The 19074-nt window shown below is 35.2% G+C and carries 19 protein-coding genes; 14 read left to right on the plus strand and 5 right to left on the minus strand.

The window, feature by feature from the left end; genetic code table 11:
* Positions 1-158: 158 nt before the first annotated feature.
* Together BUC11_RS15255 and BUC11_RS15260 are read left to right on the plus strand one after the other, a co-directional pair.
* Positions 159-737 (plus strand): CPBP family intramembrane glutamic endopeptidase, encoded by a 579-nt coding sequence (locus BUC11_RS15255; RefSeq protein ID WP_073355461.1) that lies wholly within the window; start codon positions 159-161, stop codon positions 735-737.
* A gap of 83 nt (positions 738-820) precedes the next feature.
* Positions 821-2026, plus strand: coding sequence for an NAD(P)/FAD-dependent oxidoreductase (locus BUC11_RS15260; RefSeq protein WP_073355463.1), 1206 nt, complete (start codon positions 821-823; stop codon positions 2024-2026).
* A gap of 67 nt (positions 2027-2093) precedes the next feature.
* Here BUC11_RS15260 and BUC11_RS15265 read toward each other — a convergent pair whose 3' ends face one another.
* The 4 genes from BUC11_RS15265 to BUC11_RS15280 all read right to left on the minus strand — a co-directional run bounded on the left by BUC11_RS15265 (position 2094) and on the right by BUC11_RS15280 (position 7000).
* A complete protein-coding gene (locus BUC11_RS15265; protein ID WP_073355465.1) occupies positions 2094-2486 on the minus strand; it encodes a hypothetical protein in 393 nt (130 codons plus the stop codon).
* 24 nt (positions 2487-2510) lie between these two features.
* Entirely contained in the window at positions 2511-4382 is a 1872-nt protein-coding gene (locus tag BUC11_RS15270) for a M1 family metallopeptidase (RefSeq protein ID WP_073355495.1), read from the minus strand.
* 61 nt (positions 4383-4443) lie between these two features.
* Positions 4444-6066 (minus strand): S8 family peptidase, encoded by a 1623-nt coding sequence (locus BUC11_RS15275; protein ID WP_073355467.1) that lies wholly within the window; start codon positions 6064-6066, stop codon positions 4444-4446.
* Positions 6067-6139: 73 nt separating this feature from the next.
* Complete coding sequence (locus BUC11_RS15280; protein WP_073355469.1) at positions 6140-7000, minus strand: MBL fold metallo-hydrolase; 861 nt, start codon at positions 6998-7000, stop codon at positions 6140-6142.
* 168 nt (positions 7001-7168) lie between these two features.
* On the opposite strand from BUC11_RS15280, the gene BUC11_RS15285 reads away from it, so the two are divergent.
* The 5 genes from BUC11_RS15285 to sufD all read left to right on the plus strand — a co-directional run bounded on the left by BUC11_RS15285 (position 7169) and on the right by sufD (position 11686).
* Positions 7169-7498 (plus strand): HesB/IscA family protein, encoded by a 330-nt coding sequence (locus tag BUC11_RS15285; protein WP_073355471.1) that lies wholly within the window; start codon positions 7169-7171, stop codon positions 7496-7498.
* A 71-nt stretch (positions 7499-7569) separates the two neighbouring features.
* Entirely contained in the window at positions 7570-9018 is a 1449-nt protein-coding gene (gene sufB / locus BUC11_RS15290) for a Fe-S cluster assembly protein SufB (protein ID WP_073355497.1), read from the plus strand.
* Positions 9019-9103: 85 nt separating this feature from the next.
* Complete coding sequence (locus BUC11_RS15295) at positions 9104-9493, plus strand: four helix bundle protein (protein ID WP_073355473.1); 390 nt, start codon at positions 9104-9106, stop codon at positions 9491-9493.
* Between the two features lie 42 nt (positions 9494-9535).
* On the plus strand, positions 9536-10288 hold the full coding sequence (gene sufC / locus BUC11_RS15300; RefSeq protein WP_073355475.1) for a Fe-S cluster assembly ATPase SufC: 753 nt from the start codon (positions 9536-9538) through the stop codon (positions 10286-10288).
* 81 nt (positions 10289-10369) lie between these two features.
* A complete protein-coding gene (gene sufD / locus BUC11_RS15305) occupies positions 10370-11686 on the plus strand; it encodes a Fe-S cluster assembly protein SufD (RefSeq protein WP_073355477.1) in 1317 nt (438 codons plus the stop codon).
* Between the two features lie 266 nt (positions 11687-11952).
* On the opposite strand, the gene BUC11_RS15310 is transcribed toward sufD, so the two are convergent.
* Entirely contained in the window at positions 11953-13299 is a 1347-nt protein-coding gene (locus BUC11_RS15310) for a serine hydrolase domain-containing protein (RefSeq protein WP_073355482.1), read from the minus strand.
* 165 nt (positions 13300-13464) lie between these two features.
* Here BUC11_RS15310 and BUC11_RS15315 point away from each other — a divergent pair, with 165 nt between their 5' ends.
* The 7 genes from BUC11_RS15315 to BUC11_RS15345 all read left to right on the plus strand — a co-directional run bounded on the left by BUC11_RS15315 (position 13465) and on the right by BUC11_RS15345 (position 18956).
* Entirely contained in the window at positions 13465-14679 is a 1215-nt protein-coding gene (locus BUC11_RS15315; protein WP_073355485.1) for an aminotransferase class V-fold PLP-dependent enzyme, read from the plus strand.
* A gap of 19 nt (positions 14680-14698) precedes the next feature.
* Positions 14699-15133 carry a hypothetical protein gene (locus BUC11_RS15320; RefSeq protein ID WP_073355488.1) on the plus strand — a complete coding sequence of 145 codons (435 nt, stop codon included), beginning with the start codon at positions 14699-14701 and terminating at the stop codon, positions 15131-15133.
* A 23-nt stretch (positions 15134-15156) separates the two neighbouring features.
* The gene (locus tag BUC11_RS15325) at positions 15157-15576 is read left to right on the plus strand and encodes a SufE family protein (RefSeq protein ID WP_073355489.1); all 420 of its coding nucleotides are present in this window, start codon (positions 15157-15159) and stop codon (positions 15574-15576) included.
* 81 nt (positions 15577-15657) lie between these two features.
* A complete protein-coding gene (locus BUC11_RS15330; RefSeq protein ID WP_073355491.1) occupies positions 15658-16071 on the plus strand; it encodes a GxxExxY protein in 414 nt (137 codons plus the stop codon).
* 202 nt (positions 16072-16273) lie between these two features.
* The gene (locus BUC11_RS15335) at positions 16274-16597 is read left to right on the plus strand and encodes an SUF system Fe-S cluster assembly protein (protein WP_066075681.1); all 324 of its coding nucleotides are present in this window, start codon (positions 16274-16276) and stop codon (positions 16595-16597) included.
* A gap of 1 nt (position 16598) precedes the next feature.
* Positions 16599-18431, plus strand: a complete 1833-nt coding sequence (locus BUC11_RS15340) for an ABC transporter ATP-binding protein (RefSeq protein ID WP_073355492.1) — start codon at positions 16599-16601, stop codon at positions 18429-18431.
* Between the two features lie 9 nt (positions 18432-18440).
* Positions 18441-18956 carry a DUF2480 family protein gene (locus tag BUC11_RS15345; protein ID WP_073355494.1) on the plus strand — a complete coding sequence of 172 codons (516 nt, stop codon included), beginning with the start codon at positions 18441-18443 and terminating at the stop codon, positions 18954-18956.
* Positions 18957-19074: the final 118 nt, after the last annotated feature.

Genomic DNA, 19074 nt, shown 5'->3' on the forward strand with positions numbered 1-19074 from the left:
GTTATTTCCGATTTTAGCCTAGAAAATAGAAATGAAAACTTAAAAAACTATCTTAAGTTTCTAAAAAAGTTGCATCGCGAATAGGTCGCAGCATAGGATTTGAAAAAAAATCGATCAAAGAGGACACTATTCGCGGAATATATTATGGATTAATAATTATGTTAATTGGTTTCATAAGCCTACTGCTTTTTGACGAAATACATTTTAGAAGTCTCAATTTCAACTTGCCATTAATCGTATTAAGTTTATTACATTATGTATGTGTAGCTATTTCGGAAGAACTTTTATTGAGAGGATTTATTTTAAACAACTTAATGAAATCTTTTAATAACGTAACAGCCTTACTCCTATCCTCTGTGCTTTTTAGTTTGCTGCATGCCGGTAATCCTAACATTACTTTTTTTGGCTTAATTGATCTTTTCGTAGCTGGGATACTACTGGGATTGCCTTATTTATACACTAAAAACATATGGTTTTCCATTGCTTTGCATTTTAGCTGGAATTTTTTCCAAGGAACAATTTTTGGATTTAATGTTAGTGGGATTGAAAACTATTCCATCATTGAAACCGATTACAAGTTGGCCTCCATCTGGAATGGAGGTGATTTTGGGTTCGAGGGATCCCTATTGTCCTTGATTTTTCAACTTATAGCAATCGGGATTCTCTATATGTCCTTTGAAAACAAACTAAAAAACAGCCTTGCCAGAGAGCAAAATCACTCTAATAAAGCAAGTTAGCTTAAGAATATTTTCTTGTCTAAAAATAATATTCGGAATTTGTCAATACATTTTTTATTAAATTTGGTAAAAACCTCCGCACTATGAAACTAAAATCAAGTGAACCTTTTTGGTTAGTAAAAAATGGAATCATCAACTCCTATCCGTCATTAAGAGAAAATCTGGATACAGAAATTCTAATTGTAGGAGGAGGAATAACCGGCAGTCTTATAGCGCATCAATGCATGGCGGATGGTTACAAAACCGTGCTGATCGATCGCAGAGAAATTGGTCACGGAAGCACATCGGCTACAACATCTATGTTACAATATGAAATTGACGTGCCGTTGCACCAATTGATTGATTTGATTGGCGAAGAAGCGGCCGTTGCAAGCTATTGGGCCTGTTATAAATCGATTGATGATTTAAAGAAAATAGTAAAAGAAGTGAAATCTGATTGTGGATTCAAGAAAAAAGAATCGCTATACTTTGCGGCTTTAAAAAAAGATGTTGGTTGGTTAAAAAAAGAATTTGAAGCGCGAAAAAAAATTGGAATTCCTGTAAAATGGCTTGAATCCGATGCAATTGCTAAAAAGTTTCACATCCAACATTCGTATGGCGGAATCTTATCAGAACAAGGCGGTAGTATTGATGCTTTTCAATTAGCTCATGATATTCTGGCGTACAATCATAAAAATGGATTGCAGATTTTCGATAAAACCGACATCAAAAAAGTTACTTACAAACAAAATGGCGTCACCGTTCTAACAGAACATGGAACAACTATTACTGCCAAGAAAATAATTTACTGCAACGGTTTTGAAAGTACTGAAATCATTAAAGACAAATTTGTCAACCTACTTTCTACTTATGCTATGGTAGGCGAACGTTTTGAAGATGACCAATCGCATCTTAACGACACTCTTTTTTGGAACACCGCGGAGCCCTACATATACATGAGAACCACGGATGATAACCGATTGCTTATTGGAGGCGAAGATGAAGATTTTGTAGATGCTACAAAAAGAGATTCCTTATTAAATGATAAATCTGGTAAGCTGACCAAATACCTTAAGAAAATTTTACCTGATTATGATTTCAGAATGGATTTTGTCTGGGCGGGTACTTTTGGCGAGACCAAAGACGGCCTCCCTTACATTGGCAAACATCCTAATTTTCCAAGTGCTTATTTTGTTTTGGGATTTGGTGGAAATGGTATCACGTTTTCAGTCATTGGAATGGAACTGGTTTCAGAGATGCTAAAAAACAAGAAACATCCATTAGCCGACTATTTTAAATTTCGCAGATAATTGTAAAACTCTTTCAAACGTATTTAAAAAAGCCGCAAAAAAAATATTTTTGCGGCTTTTTCTAAAATTATAATTTAATCTCTGCTAACAATTTTTTAACTTCTTTAAACTGTGATTCCGATTTAACTTCTAAAAGGTCTCTTGTTTTCCCATTTTTCAATTGGATAAAATATATCTTTTTACTAAATGAAACACGTTCCTTGATTCCTACTATTTGATTTACTGGAATTTTATCTGTACCTGTTTTTTTAAAAAAATAATTTCTTAGCCCAAAAACGGCAACCATTCCAATAAACAACCAAATTAATTTCATAAATCCAAAAGCTACCTGTGCATTGGATAAATTTAAAACTGCATTGATGAACGTTATAATCAATAGCAACTTCACAATAAAAAAATGATTTTTCAAACCATCTTTGATCTCAATTGATGCAGTAGTTTGATTGTATTTAATATCCATAAAATTACATTTTCAACTAAATATTTATTGCTTATAAACATTGTTTTCCTTCTTAATATCCGCCATTAAACCACTTGGGTCGATGGTAATTTTTTTGATGGTGCTTTTAGGTTTAGCAATCATAAATTCCATGGTAGGATATGCCCAAGCCCAATCACCCAAAACTGTTCTTTTTAATGCGGGATTTGGATTTTCCTTTTTGAAACTCATCATGCGTAGGGGAATATAAAAACTTTCCATTGTTCCATCCGTATACTCCACTAACAAATCAATAGGCATTGGCATTCTGCCTATTCTCTCTAAAGTAACAATCGTTTTATCTCCAATAGCTCTTGGTTCTCTAATCCCATAATCAATTGTGTTGGTCGTTTGTGTCCAATCCGTTAAATACCAATCGAGATGTGCTCCAGAGATTCTTTCCGCTGATCTTTTGATATCATTAGGTGTAGGATGCTTGAATTTAAAATCGCTGTAATATTTTTTTAAGGATTTCATTAGATTCTCTTTTCCTATTAAATACATTAACTGTGTTAGGAAAAGTTCTCCTTTACTATACGAAGTGATGCTGTACACTCTGTTTTCGTCAAAACGATCTGCATGTGTAGATTGCGGTAATTCCTTACCGGAATTTACCATTGAAAAATAACCTGCATACGCTCCCGTAAATGGATTTTCTACTTTTTTATCGGCTATTTCATTCATTCCTAGATCTTCTAGAAAAGAGGTAAATCCTTCATCCATCCACCCGTGTTTTGATTCATTGTTAGCTAAGACATGCTGAAACCAAGAATGTGCCATTTCGTGCGCAGTTACTCCTAATAATCCGTCAAAACTTCCTTGTCCTAAAATTAAGGTACACATGGCATATTCCATTCCACCATCTCCTCCTTGAATTACAGAGTATTGTTTATACGGATAATCGCCAACCGTTTTATTGTAAAACTCCATTAACTGAGCTGTTTTTGGCTGTAAGTTTTTCCAGTTTTCTATAAATTTTGGATTATTCTTATACAAGAAATGCAAGTCGACATTATTAGGTCCTTTCACTAAATCGTGAATGTACTCTTTGTCAGCAGCCCAAGTAAAATCATGAACCATTGGCGCTTTAAAATGCCACGTCAATGTTTTCGCTTTCTTAGGAACAGTTACGACAACGCCTGAATCTTGATACCCGTGACCTATTTCGTTTTTGTTTTGCAAATAACCAGTACCTCCTAAAACGTAATCCTTATCGATTGTAATGCTGACGTCAAAATTTCCCCATACACCGTGAAATTCTCTAGCGATATAGGGATCAGCATGCCACCCTTCAAAATCAAATTCGGCCATTTTTGGATACCATTGTGCCATGGAAAGCGCGACTCCCTCGGCATTATTCCTTCCGGAACGACGAATTTGAATTGGAACCTGACCATCAAAATTTAAAGTAAAAGTAGTCTTTGAGTTGGGCGCTATTGGCTTGGCCAAAGTAACTTCCAGAATCGTTCCTATAGTTTCTACCGAGGCAGTGCTTCCATCCTGCTTAAAATCAGTAATGTTCAGATACCCTGTTTCGTTAGGTTTCAACATTTTGATTCGGCTTTGCTTCATTTCATTTGAACCTACTTTAATCTTGTTGACCATTCGAGCATCTGGATCTCTTATGCTTTGGATTCTGGCATCCATTTCGCTTCCCGGCTGAAAAGCATTGTTATAAAGGTGGTAATACACTTTTTTTAAAGTATCAGGAGAATTATTAGTATAAACCAATTCCTGTGTGCCTTTGTATCGATAAGTGGATACGTCCATAGTCACGTCCATTTTGTAATCTACGTGCTGTTGCCAATATCCTGTGTTTTGAGCCCATAGACTTCCAAAACTTAAAGTAAGAAAAGAAAATAATAGTAGTTTTTTCATATTTGATTTAAATAAAAATGGAAGGACAAATTGTCCTTCCATATAAAGAATGCATTAAATATTATTTAGACATTTTTTCTGCCATCAAAAAAGCATTGTAAGCATTTACGATCTTTCCTGATTGAGACAACGTAGTAAAAGAACGTGTATCTGTTGCTTTTCCACCCACAATGACATCTGTTGAAATGGCAATTCCTGAATCCATCAAAATATGTTTAACTTGTTTAGCAGATAATTTTGGATAGTACGAACGGATCAATGCAGCAACTCCCGCAGCATTTGGTGCGGCCATAGATGTTCCCTGTAAGTACTTGTAAGTGTTGTTTGGTGTGGTAGCATATATTTTTACTCCAGGAGCAAAAACGTCTACATTAATTTTTCCAATATTAGAAAAACGAGCTACAACCTTATTTCCGTATTCATAGTTTAACGCACCAATTGTAAGTACATTATCAGCAAACTCGGTTACTTTATCCTCAGAATCATTAGGGAAATTTTCTGCATAATCAATGTCTTTAGCATCATTTCCAGCTGCATGAACAAACAAAACATCTTTTTTCTCCGCATATTTTATAGCATCGTAAACCCATTGCTTGTGTGGAGAAAAACTTTTTCCAAAACTTCCGTTGATCACTTTGGCACCATTATCAACTGCATAACGAATTCCAAGTGCAATGTCTTTATCATACTCATCACCATCTGGTACGGCACGAATCGTAAGAATTTGAACATTATTAGCAACTCCATCTCCACCTAATGCATTGTTTCTAGTTTGAGCTACAATTCCGGCAACATGTGTCCCATGAAGAATTTCGTTCTTGTCTGGTCCCATCACATTATTGTTCCCGTATTTTGTATCCGTAATATCATTTGGATTATCACCTACCACTTTACGGTAGTCTGTTTTAAGATGATCGCCATTAATAAGAGCAACCTGTTCGTCTAATTGTTTTTGAACAGCAACTTTCAAATCTGCTATTGGCAAACCATAAGAAAGCATTTGTTGCATCGTCGCTTTACTTTTTTGGGTTGCAGGCTCTTGAGAAACAATTGCAGTTACCTCCTCAATAGTATAAACCGGTTTACCAAAATGTTTCACCAAAACAGCATCTCCCGTAACAATAGCTTCTAACATTTGCTCTGAACGTGTTTTTCCGGCAACAGCATCAGCCACTTTCTTGTCATTCAGCGCTTTTGCAGCTTGATATGTCGCTTCATCGACTAAGGTTTTGTCTTTTACAATTCTTTCGTATTCTAAATTCTCTTTGGTACTATCACCAAGAAAATTCCAACCGTGGATATCATCGATATATCCATTTTTGTCATCGTCAATTCCGTTTCCAGCGATTTCTTTGGTATTGGTCCAAAGCACCGATTTTAAATCTTCATGCTCAATGTCGACACCCGAGTCTAAAATTCCAACAATAACGGGCACGCCTTTTTTACCTTTTAATAATTCAGCATACACTCTATCAACGCTCATCCCTGGAATGGTATCCGTTATAATATCTAAATGACTCCAGCGTTGTAGGTCATTTTCCTTAATTGGCGCTTTTTTTGCAATGTTCAAAGGAGCAGTTATGGCAACTAATCCAGTAGTATTTACTACTTGTTTTGAGGTTCCGCATCCTACTAATACCAAAAAGGCAAAAGCAGAAATGTAAATAGGTTTAATGGTATTCATTGGATTTATATTAAGTTTTTGAAATATTTGTCTAAAATAATTTTTTTTGTTACAAATGTAGCCGTCCTTAACACTATGTTAGGATTTCGTTACAGGAAAAACGTTCTTTTAACCGAACTCCTTTTTCCGTTCGTTCCACCGTAATGATTTCGTTATGTGCATCGTGTTCTAAGAACAAATAATAATTCTGATCCGCGGCAGCATTCATGAATTTTTCCTTTTCGGGCATCGTCAATAACGGCCTAGTATCATAGCCCATTACATATGGAATGGGAATATGTCCGGCTGTAGCCAACAAATCAGCACAAAAAACAATCGTTTTATCTTGATATTGAATGTGTGGAAGCATTTGTTTCTCGGTATGACCATCAGCAAAGAAGATGCCAAACCCCAACTCAGAGGTCGAGAGAAAGTCGCCTTCTGGTCTTTTTATAAAATTCAATTGCCCACTTTCTTGCATTGGTAAAATATTTTCAGAGAGAAAAGAAGCTTTTTCTCTAACATTAGGTTTAGTAGCCCATTCCCAATGATTTTCATTAGACCAATATTTAGCATTTTTAAATGCGACTTCATAACCGGTTTTATCTGCATTCCATTGCACGCTTCCCCCACAATGATCAAAATGCAGATGCGTCATAAAAACATCTGTAATATCATCCCGATGAAAACCATATTTTGCCAATGATTTATCCATCGAATGGGTTCCCCACAGCGAGTAATATCCAAAAAATTTATCGGACTGCTTGTTCCCCATACCAGTATCAATCAAAATCAATTGATTGCCATCCTCAATCAACAAGCAACGAGCCGCAATGTCGATTAAATTGTTTTCGTCGGCGGGATTGGTTCGACTCCAAATTGTTTTTGGCACCACACCAAACATGGCGCCGCCATCCAATTTAAAATTTCCGGTTTCTATGGGATATAATTTCATATATTTTGTGTTTTTTGATAGGAGCCAAAGTTAAGGAATTCAAATCCTTTTAGTCGAATCAAATAGCTTTTTTCTATTTTAGGATTAGTTATAAAATTGTTATGAATTATGGAAAAAGCTTTTTATGCACTATCTTTGTCCTTAATTTAGACAAAATCAATATAAGCTATGATAAAAGTTTCTGACACAGCAAGAAAAAAAATCATCGATTTAATGAAAGATGATGGTTTTGATGCTGCAATCGACTACGTAAGAGTTGGTGTAAAAAGCGGCGGATGTTCTGGATTATCTTATGATTTAAAATTTGATAAAACAAAAAACGAAGACGATAAAATTTTTATAGACAACGATATTACTATCGCAGTCGAAAAAAAATCTTTCCTTTATTTAGCCGGAACAGTATTAGAATTCTCAGGAGGAATTAATGGTAAAGGGTTTGTTTTCAACAATCCAAATGCCAATAGAACATGTGGTTGCGGGGAATCATTTTCACTATAACCAAATAAAAAAGATTTAAACCATTAAGAAATTAAGTAAATTAAGTCTTAATGGTTTTAAAAAATAAAATTATGTCAAAATATACAGAAGACGATTTAAAAATCGAACTCGAAACTAAAGAATACGAATACGGATTTTACACCGAATTAGAATCAGAAACGTTTCCTATTGGTTTAAATGAAGATATCGTTCGCGCAATTTCGCACAAAAAAGGAGAACCGCAATGGATGACCGATTGGCGTCTGGAGGCCTTTCGTGCTTGGGAGCAAATGACCGAGCCGGAATGGGCCAATGTACACTATACTAAACCTGATTTTCAGGCTATTTCCTATTATTCAGCTCCAAAGGCGGTAGATCCCAATAAAACATTGGACGATGTAGATCCCGAACTTTTAGAAATGTATAAAAAGTTAGGTATTTCTGTCGATGAGCAAAAAATGATGAATAATGTGGCTATGGATATCGTAGTCGACTCCGTTTCAGTAGCGACAACTTTCAAGAAAACATTAGGCGAAAAAGGAATCATCTTTATGAGTATTTCTGAAGCCATCAAAGAACATCCAGAATTAGTGCGTAAATATTTAGGATCTGTTATTCCTCAAAAAGATAATTTTTACGCAGCATTAAACTCAGCTGTTTTCTCTGATGGATCTTTTTGCTATATTCCAAAAGGTGTCCGTTGTCCAATGGAACTTTCTACTTATTTTAGAATAAATCAAGCAGGAACAGGACAGTTCGAGCGTACCTTACTCATTGCTGATGAGGGAAGTTACGTAAGTTATTTAGAAGGTTGCACTGCTCCAAGTCGTGATGAAAATCAATTACATGCTGCTTGCGTAGAATTGATTGCTTTAGACAATGCCGAAATCAAATATTCTACGGTACAAAACTGGTATCCTGGAAACAAAGAAGGAAAAGGTGGTGTTTTCAACTTTGTAACTAAAAGAGGAATCTGCGAGAAAAACGCAAAAATTTCTTGGACACAAGTAGAAACCGGTTCTGCGATAACGTGGAAATATCCTTCTGTTATTTTAAAAGGAGATAATTCAACAGGAGAATTTTATTCGATTGCTGTCACTAATAATTTCCAACAAGCCGATACGGGAACTAAAATGATCCATTTAGGTAAAAACACTAAATCGACTATTATTTCTAAAGGAATTTCTGCTGGAAAATCTCAAAATAGTTACCGTGGTTTAGTGCGTATTTCTCCAAACGCTGATAACGCAAGAAACTTTTCGCAATGTGATTCCTTATTAATGGGAAACAATTGTGGCGCGCATACGTTCCCTTATATTGAAAGCAAAAATCCTACAGCCAAAATAGAACATGAAGCTACGACAAGTAAAATAGGCGAAGACCAAGTTTTTTATTGTAATCAACGTGGAATTCCAACCGAAAAAGCAATTGCCTTAATCGTAAACGGTTTCAGTAAGGATGTATTGAATAAGTTGCCAATGGAATTTGCTGTAGAAGCACAAAAATTATTAGAAATTTCGTTAGAAGGTTCGGTAGGGTAAAATTTGTTTAAAGTTTAAAGTTTAAGGTTGTGTAACCGGAATCTATTGGTAACTTTAAACAAAGAAAAACTTTATACAAAAATGAATGGCGACAATAACTAAGTTTGAAGATTTAGAAATTTGGAAAGAAGCTCGACGACTGGCCAAAGAAATTCATATTATTGCTGTAGAATCAGATTTAAAAAATGATTTCAGATTTAAAGATCAAATAAAAGCATCATCTGGCTCAGTAATGGATAACATTGCTGAAGGATTTGAAAGAAATGGAAATCTAGAATTTAGACAGTTTTTGTCTATCGCAAAAGGATCCGCTGGAGAAACAAGGTCGCAATTATATCGCGTTTTAGATTACAATTATATCAGTGATGAAAAGTTTGAAATTTTGAAAACAGATTTTGAAAATTTAAGCGGAAAAATAAACAATTTTATATCATATTTAAACAAGAAAGATTTTAAAGGCACCAAGTTTCAGTAAACATGAGAACTTTAAACTTTAAACTTTAAACCAAAGAAACAAATGTTAAGTATAAAAAATTTACACGCCTCAATTGGGGATAAAGAAATATTAAAAGGAATCAACCTTGAAGTAAAAGCGGGAGAAATTCACGCGATAATGGGACCAAATGGTGCTGGAAAAAGTACTCTTGCATCAATCATTGCAGGAAACGAAAACTACGAAGTAACCGACGGTGAAATCACTTTAGACGGAGAAGATCTTAGTGAATTAGCTCCTGAAGAAAGAGCACATAAAGGTGTTTTTCTTTCGTTCCAATATCCAGTGGAAATTCCAGGAGTTTCAGTAACTAATTTCATGAGAACGGCAATCAACGAAACACGTAAAGCAAACGGTCTGGAAGAAATGCCTGCAAACGAAATGTTGAAAGTGATTCGCGAGAAATCAGAATTATTAGAAATCGATCGTAAATTTTTGTCTCGTTCTCTAAACGAAGGTTTTTCTGGTGGAGAGAAAAAACGTAATGAAATTTTCCAAATGGCCATGTTAGAACCAAAATTGGCTATTCTTGATGAAACCGATTCTGGATTAGACATTGATGCTTTGCGTATTGTAGCAAACGGAGTGAACAAACTAAAAAGCGACAAAAACGCCATTGTAGTAATTACGCACTACCAACGTTTATTAGATTATATCGTCCCTGATTTTGTTCATGTTTTACTCAACGGTAAAATTGTAAAATCTGGAGACGCTTCTTTGGCTTTAGAGCTAGAAGAAAAAGGATACGATTGGATCAAACAAGAACAAGAAGCTTAAAATTTGTTTAAAGTCAAAAGTTTAAAGTTCACATCATCAACTTTAAACTTTTGAACCTTAAACTTTAAACAAGAAACAAAAATGGAATTAAAAGAAAAATTAATATCGTCTTTTATGGCTTTTGAAGAACGCATCGATGTTCATTCAGAACTTCATGATGTACGCACAGCTGCCTTAAAAAACTTTGAAAATAAAGGGTTCCCAACCAAAAAAGACGAATCTTGGAAATATACCTCGTTAAACGCCATCTTAAAAAATGACTTTACCGTTTTTTCAAAAAAAGAAAATGCAATTGAATTCAATCATGTAAAGAAATACTTTTTACACGAGATAGACACCTATAAGATAGTGTTTATTGATGGTATTTTCAGCTCCCATTTATCAGCAACAACGCATGAAGGAATTGACGTATGCCTAATGTCATCAGCATTGACTAAGCCAAAATACAAGATGGTTATTGACGCTTATTTTAACCAAATCGCTAACAAAGACGACAGTTTGACTTCGTTGAATACCGCTTTTGCCATGGAAGGTGCGTATATCAACATCCCGAAAAGCAAAGTAGCAGACAAACCTATTGAAATCATGTATTTCTCTACAGGAAACGAAGCGGCGCTACTGGTGCAGCCAAGAAATCTGGTGATTGTTGGTGAGAATTCTCATGTTCAAATCATAGAGCGTCATCAAAGCCTGAATGAAAATCCAGTGTTAACGAATTCCGTTACGGAGATTTTTGCTCAAAAACGTGCTATCGTTGATTATTACAAAATACAAAATGATACACTTGAAGCGAATTTAATTGACAACACCTATGTTTCCCAAAAACAGGAAAGTCACGTTTCAGTTCATACATTTTCTTTTGGAGGAAATTTGACTAGAAACAACTTAAATTTCTATCATTTTGGCGAAAGATTGACAAGTACCTTAAACGGAATCACTATCATTGGCGAAAAACAACACGTAGATCATTATACGCTTGTGAAACATTCCACTCCAAACTGCGAAAGTTTTCAGGACTATAAAGGAATTTATTCAGATCGTTCTACGGGAGTTTTCAACGGAAAAGTGTACGTAGAAAAAGAAGCGCAAAAAACAAATGCGTTCCAAAAAAGTAACAATATTTTATTGAGCGATAAAGCGACCATAAATGCAAAACCTCAACTGGAAATTTTTGCAGATGATGTGAAATGTTCTCATGGTTGCACGGTCGGACAATTAGATGAAACTGCGCTTTTCTATATGCAGCAACGTGGAATTCCACAAAAAGAAGCCAAAGCGTTGTTAATGTATGCGTTCTCGAATGCCGTTATCGAAAACATCAAAATACCGGAATTAAAACAACGAATCACCAAAATTATCGCTACAAAATTAGGTGTGAAAATGGGATTTGATTTGTAGTTAAGTTTTTAACCGCAAAGTTCGCTAAGATTGACGCAAAGGGCACAAGGTTTTTACTAAACTTTGTGCCCTTTGCGGTTAATTTTAGTCTCTTACTGCAATAATAAACATGATAATTCCTAAGAACAATAGTGCAAGACCTCCAAAAAAACAAAATGCATTTATTATTGAGTACCCTAGATTCGTAGAATAACCTAAACCGCCTAAAAACCAACCTCCAATTATCATTAAAACTGATTGTAAAACTTTATTCTTTATCATAAAAATTATTTCTTCACACTTTCAATTATCCCCTTCAGGATTCCATTAAAATCAAATTCAGGATTTTCTTTTAAACCCATTCGTACCACAACTAAATCAAGTGACGGAATAATCGCAACCATTTGGCCTTGAAAACCACTACAATAATACATGTCTCTTGGAACATCGGGAAAATATCCGCCAGCATTAAGCCAAAAGTGTCCGCCGTATCTTCCGTCTGACGTATTCGTGGGAGTTACTGTATATTTAGCCCAACCTTCGTTAAAAATTTGCTCGCCGTTCCAATTGCCTTCGTGTAAATACAACAATCCAAACTTTGCCCAGTCGCGCGTGGTAGCCCAACCGTAGGAAGAACCGATGTAATTTCCTGCCATATCGGTTTCAATTACCATAGAGTTCATCCCTATTTTATCGATCAAATCCGTGTACCAAAAATCTAAATATTCCTGATGCGTTTTGAATTGCTTTCGCAAAATTCCAGAAAGCAGGTTGGTTGTTCCTGAAGAGTAATTCCACCGCGTGTTGGGTTTATGTTCCACTGGTTTATCTAGTTGGGAAAGCGTCATATCTTCTGCTTGAAAGAGCATTTTAGTAGCATCACAGATTGTGCTGTAATTCTCCACCCACTGTAAACCAGAATTCATGTGGAGCAAATCACTTGTAGTTATGATTTTCCGTTTGTCATTGGCCCACTCTGGAATGGGAGCTGGTGTATCAACATCAAATTTTCTTTGTTTTTCTAAAACGCCAAACAGCGTCGCCGTAACACTTTTAGTCATCGACCAACCTAATATTTTACTGTTCTTATCAAAACCAGTATCGTATTTTTCAGCAATGATTTTGTCTTTATAAATCACCAGTAGCGAACGCGTTCTTTTATTTACTGCTCCTTTTGTATCGAAGGCATTGGCGACAGCCGCATTCAATTTAGCATAGTCAATATTGGCAAAAACCGTATCTTTTGGTTCTTTATTTCCGTAAGGGAAAGGAATTGTGTTGTTAGGTAAACTTCGTTTAGGAATCAAATACGGTTTTGAAACATCAAAATCATCGTTGATCAAAGTGGCTCCTAATCCTTTACGGTAAATCGCTTTTCTTTCCTTCAAACCATAAACTGAGGCAACGGCAAACTGTCCACCATCTTCAATTGTGTTGTTGGCCAAGTCAATCATATCAATATCATTGTCCCCTTTTTCAATCATGCCTTGCGAACGATGATCGATAAAATGTCCTGAAGCGATACTTTTGGCTGAAAAGCCTGAAATTAAATCTAATTTAGGATAGGTTGTGAACCCTAAATAAAACATTCCGATAACAGCGGCAAAACCAACGAACTTAAAGAATTTTTTCATTTTGACTACAGAATTAATTAATTGCAATTTAATAAAATATCCAATTACTAATTCAATAAAAAAATTCTATAAACGCATAAGAAACAAGCATAAAAATTAGTGAATTCGTGGCTAAAACGATTTGGTTTTTCACTACTTTTGTATTTAGAACTTTTCTAAATAATTATGCTAGATATAAATAAAATCAGAGCCGATTTTCCCATACTTACTCAGAAAGTAAATGGAAAACCATTAGTTTATTTCGATAATGGAGCTACTTCGCAAAAACCACAAGTAGTGATTGATGCGATATCAAAATATTATCAAGAGATTAATGCCAACATTCATCGCGGTGTTCACACATTAAGCCAATTGGCTACCGATGCGTATGAAACTTCTCGTGGTAAAATTCAAAGTCACATCAATGCGAAATTCGCTCACGAAGTGCTTTTTACATCGGGAACTACACACGGAATTAATTTGGTCACCAATGGCTTTGCTGCTATCTTGAAACCAGGTGATGAAATCTTGGTTTCCGCCTTGGAACACCACAGCAATATCGTGCCTTGGCAAATGTTATGTGAGAAAACTGGAGCTGTCTTACGCGTAATTCCTATGAATCAGGAAGGCGAATTAATCATGTCCGAATATGACGCGTTACTTTCAAACAAAACAAAGATCGTAACGGTTAATCATATCTCTAATGCCCTTGGGACTGTCAATCCTATTAAATACATGATTGATAAAGCACATAAAGTGGGAGCTGCCATTTTGATTGATGGAGCGCAAGCCGTTCCACATTTGAAACCAGATGTCCAAGAATTGGACTGTGACTTTTATGTTTTTTCAGGTCATAAAATTTGCGGACCTACGGGAACCGGAATTTTATACGGGAAAGAAGCGTGGTTGAATAAATTACCGCCATATCAAGGTGGAGGAGAAATGATCAAGGAAGTGAGTTTCGAGAAGACAACTTATGCGGAATTACCCCATAAATTCGAAGCCGGAACACCAAATATTGCTGGGGGAATTGCCCTAGGAACTGCAGTTGATTATATGAATGAAGTAGGTTTTAACAATATTCAACAGCAAGAAAAAGAATTGCTAGACTACGGTACCAAACGTTTGCTAGAAATTGAAGGGTTGAAAATTTTTGGCACTGCCAAAGAAAAAACTTCTGTAATTTCGTTTAACATCGAAGGAATTCATCCTTATGATATTGGTACAATAATTGACAAATTAGGAATAGCGGTACGCACAGGACACCATTGCGCGCAACCTATCATGACTTTCTTTAACATTCCTGGTACGATAAGAGCCTCATTTGCTTTTTACAATACCAAAGAAGAAATTGATCTCATGGTAGCGGCAGTTAAAAAAGCGCAGCTTATGTTATCTTAAAAACCAAAATTAAAGTCACATGAAAATTCTATCTATTTTATTCTTTACCATTTTCTTAGGCAACGGTTGCGATAGTGCTAAGGCTCAAGATATGCAAAACGCCGTAATTGAATACACCGCCAATACCAGAGGTTTTTATCAAAAAATCACTCTAGAAAATCAGACAATCACTGTTTCTAAAGACAGAGATGGAAATGATAAAGCGGCACCCATAAAAATTAGTGATGCCGACTGGAAAGAAGTTGTGGCTTGTTTCAAAGAGTTAGAGTTAGATCGGTTATCCGAACTGAAAGCACCAACTGAAAAGCGTTTTCATGATGGTGCGGCTATCGCCAACTTAAAAATCAATTACAAAGACAAAATCTATGAAACAACAGATTTTGATCATGGCTTTCCGCCAAAGGAAATAAAGAAATTCGTTGCTAAGATAAATTCATTTGTTAAAAAAGAGTAACACGGAAACAAAATCAGCTAATTATGAAAATTAAAGAAATACAAGACGAAATCGTTGATGAATTTTCCATGTTTGACGACTGGATGGAACGGTATGAATACATCATCGAATTAGGAAAAAAACTGCCGCTAATCAAAGAAGAATACAAAACCGAAAATAATATCATCAAAGGCTGCCAATCGAAAGTGTGGTTGCAAGGGGAACAAACAGACGATAAAATTGTTTTCACCGCTGATAGTGATGCCATCTTGACCAAAGGAATTATTGCGATATTGATTCGGACTTTCTCCAATCAAAAAGCGTCTGATATTCTGGAAGCTGATCTGGGTTTTATTGACGAAATAGGTTTGAAAGAACATTTATCGCCTACACGCGCCAATGGATTGGTCTCAATGATCAAGAATATAAAAATGTATGCTTTGGCGTTCAATGCGAAGAATTAATTGTTTTAAACATATAAGTCATATAAGTTTTTTAATTATGATAAACACACACTAACCTAATATAATCTAAACTTGACAATAATGAACATAACGAGAAGTTATCTTAAGGATTTAGTGTATCAGGTTAATGGAGCAGCAATTGAAGTGCATAAAAGTATAGGTCCTGGTCTATTGGAATGTGTTTATCACCAATGCCTAAAAAAAGAATTAGAATTACGGAAAATAAATTATTCTTCTGAATTACTGGTCCCTTTAAAATATAAAGGACATGAATTAGAATCTAAATTAAGATGTGATTTATTTATAGAAAACACTCTCGTAGTTGAATTAAAATCGGTAAACGAAATAAACCCTATTTTTGAAGCGCAATTACTTACTTATATGAATTTATTAAATGCACCTATAGGTTTGTTAATTAACTTTAATGTAAAAAACATTTTCTTTGAAGGCCAAAAAACTTTGGTAAACGAGTTTTATCGTAAACTAGATGAATAGAAAAAATGATTTAAACACATAAGTCAAAAATTTGCAAACACTGAATAAAAAACTTTAATAGAAAAAACGATTTAAACATAGGAGTCATACAAGTCAATAATTTATAAAAACTTAAATTCACTTTCCTTTTACTTAAAAGAAAACTTATATGACTTATATGTTAATAAAAAATTACAAAATAAATAGAAAAAAATAGAAAAAAATGGAACAAGAAATAGACACCACAGAATTAGGAGAATCAATCGTAAAAATATTAAAGACCATTTACGATCCGGAGATTCCTGTAGATATATATGAATTAGGACTGATTTATGACGTCATGGTCAATACCGATTATGAAGTAAAAATCCTGATGACACTTACCTCTCCTAACTGTCCAGTTGCAGAAAGTTTACCAAGAGAAGTAGAAGAAAAAGTAAAATCAATTGAGCATGTAAAAGATGCTGAAGTAGAAATCACTTTTGACCCACCATGGAGTAAAGATTTAATGAGCGAAGAAGCAAAATTAGAATTGGGAATGCTATAAAATGGCACGCACTCAACCCAAATCGTTAAACGATCAAAAAATTGGATTAAAATCGTCTCTTGATTCGCTTTTCTTAATACCCCGGTTTTTCAAAGAAATTTGGCGTACTAACAAATCGTTATTCTTGACATCTGCTTTGTGCAGAATCGTTGCTGCTTTGTTACCGGTTGCGATTTTATGGGTTGGAAAACTTATTTTTGATGCTATCATCCAAATTACAACACATGGAGAAAAGGATTATTCTGAACTTTGGCAATCAGTAGTAATTGAATTCATTCTGGTAGTATTATCGGATTTGGTAGGTCGTGCAATCTCACTTACGGATGGAATTCTTGGAGATCAGTACAATATCAATAGTTCGATTAAAATCATTAAAAAGACCAATGAAATTGATATAAGTTTACTTGAAAATTCTGAATTTTACGACAAGCTTGACCGAGCAAGAACGCAAACGGCAGGCCGTGTTGATTTAATGTCGAATGTGTTAGGTCAGGCTCAAACTACTATTTCTATATTTTCACTGGTGGTGGGACTGATTTATTTTGAGCCTTATTTAATTATCTTATTAGTTTTAAGTATTTTTCCCTCTTTTATAAATGAAGTCCGTTTCAGTCAACAACAATATTCGCTGGCCCGCAGCTGGACTTCTGAAAGAAGAGAATTGGATTACCTTAGATTTATTGGTGCTAATGACAAAACGGCAAAGGAAATTAAGCTTTTTGGTTTAACTAGTTTTCTGGTGGAAAGATTTGAAACCCTTGCAACGCGCTATTTCAAATTAAATAAATCGCTTGTTGTAAAACGTTCCAGTTATGGGTTCTTATTTAATGTTTTAGGATCGATCAGTTATTATGCCGCTTATGTTTTTATAATTTACAGAGTTCTTTCGGGCGGAATTTCATTGGGAGAATTAACTTTTTTATCCGGGAGTTTCAATCGATTAATGAGTAGTCTGCGCGATTTTTTTTCGAAATTTACACGAATATCAGAGAGTGCTTTGTACCTCAAAGATTATTTTGATTTTATCGACATTTCGTCAGAAAATAAAAGTAAAAACGAGGTTCCGATGCCAGAAAAAATCAAAATCGGATTTGAATTCAAAAATGTTTACTTTGCTTATCCTGAAAGTGATAATCAAATATTAAACGATGTAAGTTTTACCATCAAAGCAGGAGAAAAAATAGCATTTGTTGGGCAAAATGGTGCAGGAAAAACGACACTTACTAAATTACTGCATCGATTTTACGAGCCTACATCAGGTGAAATTTTGCTAGACGGCATCAATATCAACCAATATAATAAGGCCAATTATCAGGAGTACTTTGGAGTCCTTTTCCAGGATTTTTTCAGATATGAATTTTCCGTAAAAGAAAATATTGCTATCGGCAAGATTGATGAGATTAACAATAATGAACGCATTTTGAAAGCGGCTGAATTAAGTCTAGCCGATGAAGTTGTTGCTGAATTAAAGTATGGTTACGAGCAACAACTGGGAAAACGATTTGCCAAAGGCCAAGAACTTTCCGGCGGACAGTGGCAAAAAATTGCATTGGCAAGGGCTTACATGAAAAACGCTGAAGTAATGATTCTAGACGAGCCCACATCGGCGCTAGATGCCAAAGCCGAAAGCGAAGTTTTTGAACGGTTTATAGGATTAATTAAGGACAAAACTAGTGTGATCATCTCTCATCGATTTAGCACCGTGAGACAGGCCGATCGCATTGTGGTCCTACAAGAAGGTAAGATCTTAGAGTCAGGAACACATCAGGAATTAATGGAGAATAATCAATTATATGCCCAACTGTTTACACTGCAGGCTGAAGGCTATCTATAAAATAAAAGTATGGAAGATGAAATTGTAAATAAAGTAGCCAATAGTGTTTTGGAAGTTTTCGATCTCGAGGATTATTATCCAAGAGGAATTCGGGCGCAAATCGATATCTCAAAATGGCTTTTGGAAGGCTTTTTACTGCGAGAAAAAGACTTTAGAGCAGAACTTAAAAATCAAGATTGGTCCCAATATCAAGATCAATATGTTGCGATTCATTGCAGCACCGATGCGATTGTCCCGGCTTGGGCATCTATTTTGGTTGCAATTCAATTAGCACCATTTGCAAAGAAAATAATCAATGGAACGATTGAAGATTTAGACGCTTCCCTTTACGAAGAATTATTACCTAAAATTGACTATTCGGTTTATGAAAACAAACCGGTTATTATAAAAGGATGCTCCAGAAAACCGGTTCCAATGCGGGCTTATGTACTCGCAGCACATTATTTGCAACCTTTTGCCCGAAGTATTATGTATGGCGAAGCATGCTCAGCTGTGCCATTGTACAAAGCTTCAAAGAAAGGTTAATTTATTGTGATTTTTTTATACTTGGTGGATTCAATTAATTAATGCGAATTCCTGATTATTGTTTAATAATTGTAAATATACTTCATTTGGAGAATCAAATTGATGCCTTTTCCGAGGT

The organism is Flavobacterium xanthum (assembly GCF_900142695.1).
Lineage (GTDB): Bacteria > Bacteroidota > Bacteroidia > Flavobacteriales > Flavobacteriaceae > Flavobacterium > Flavobacterium xanthum.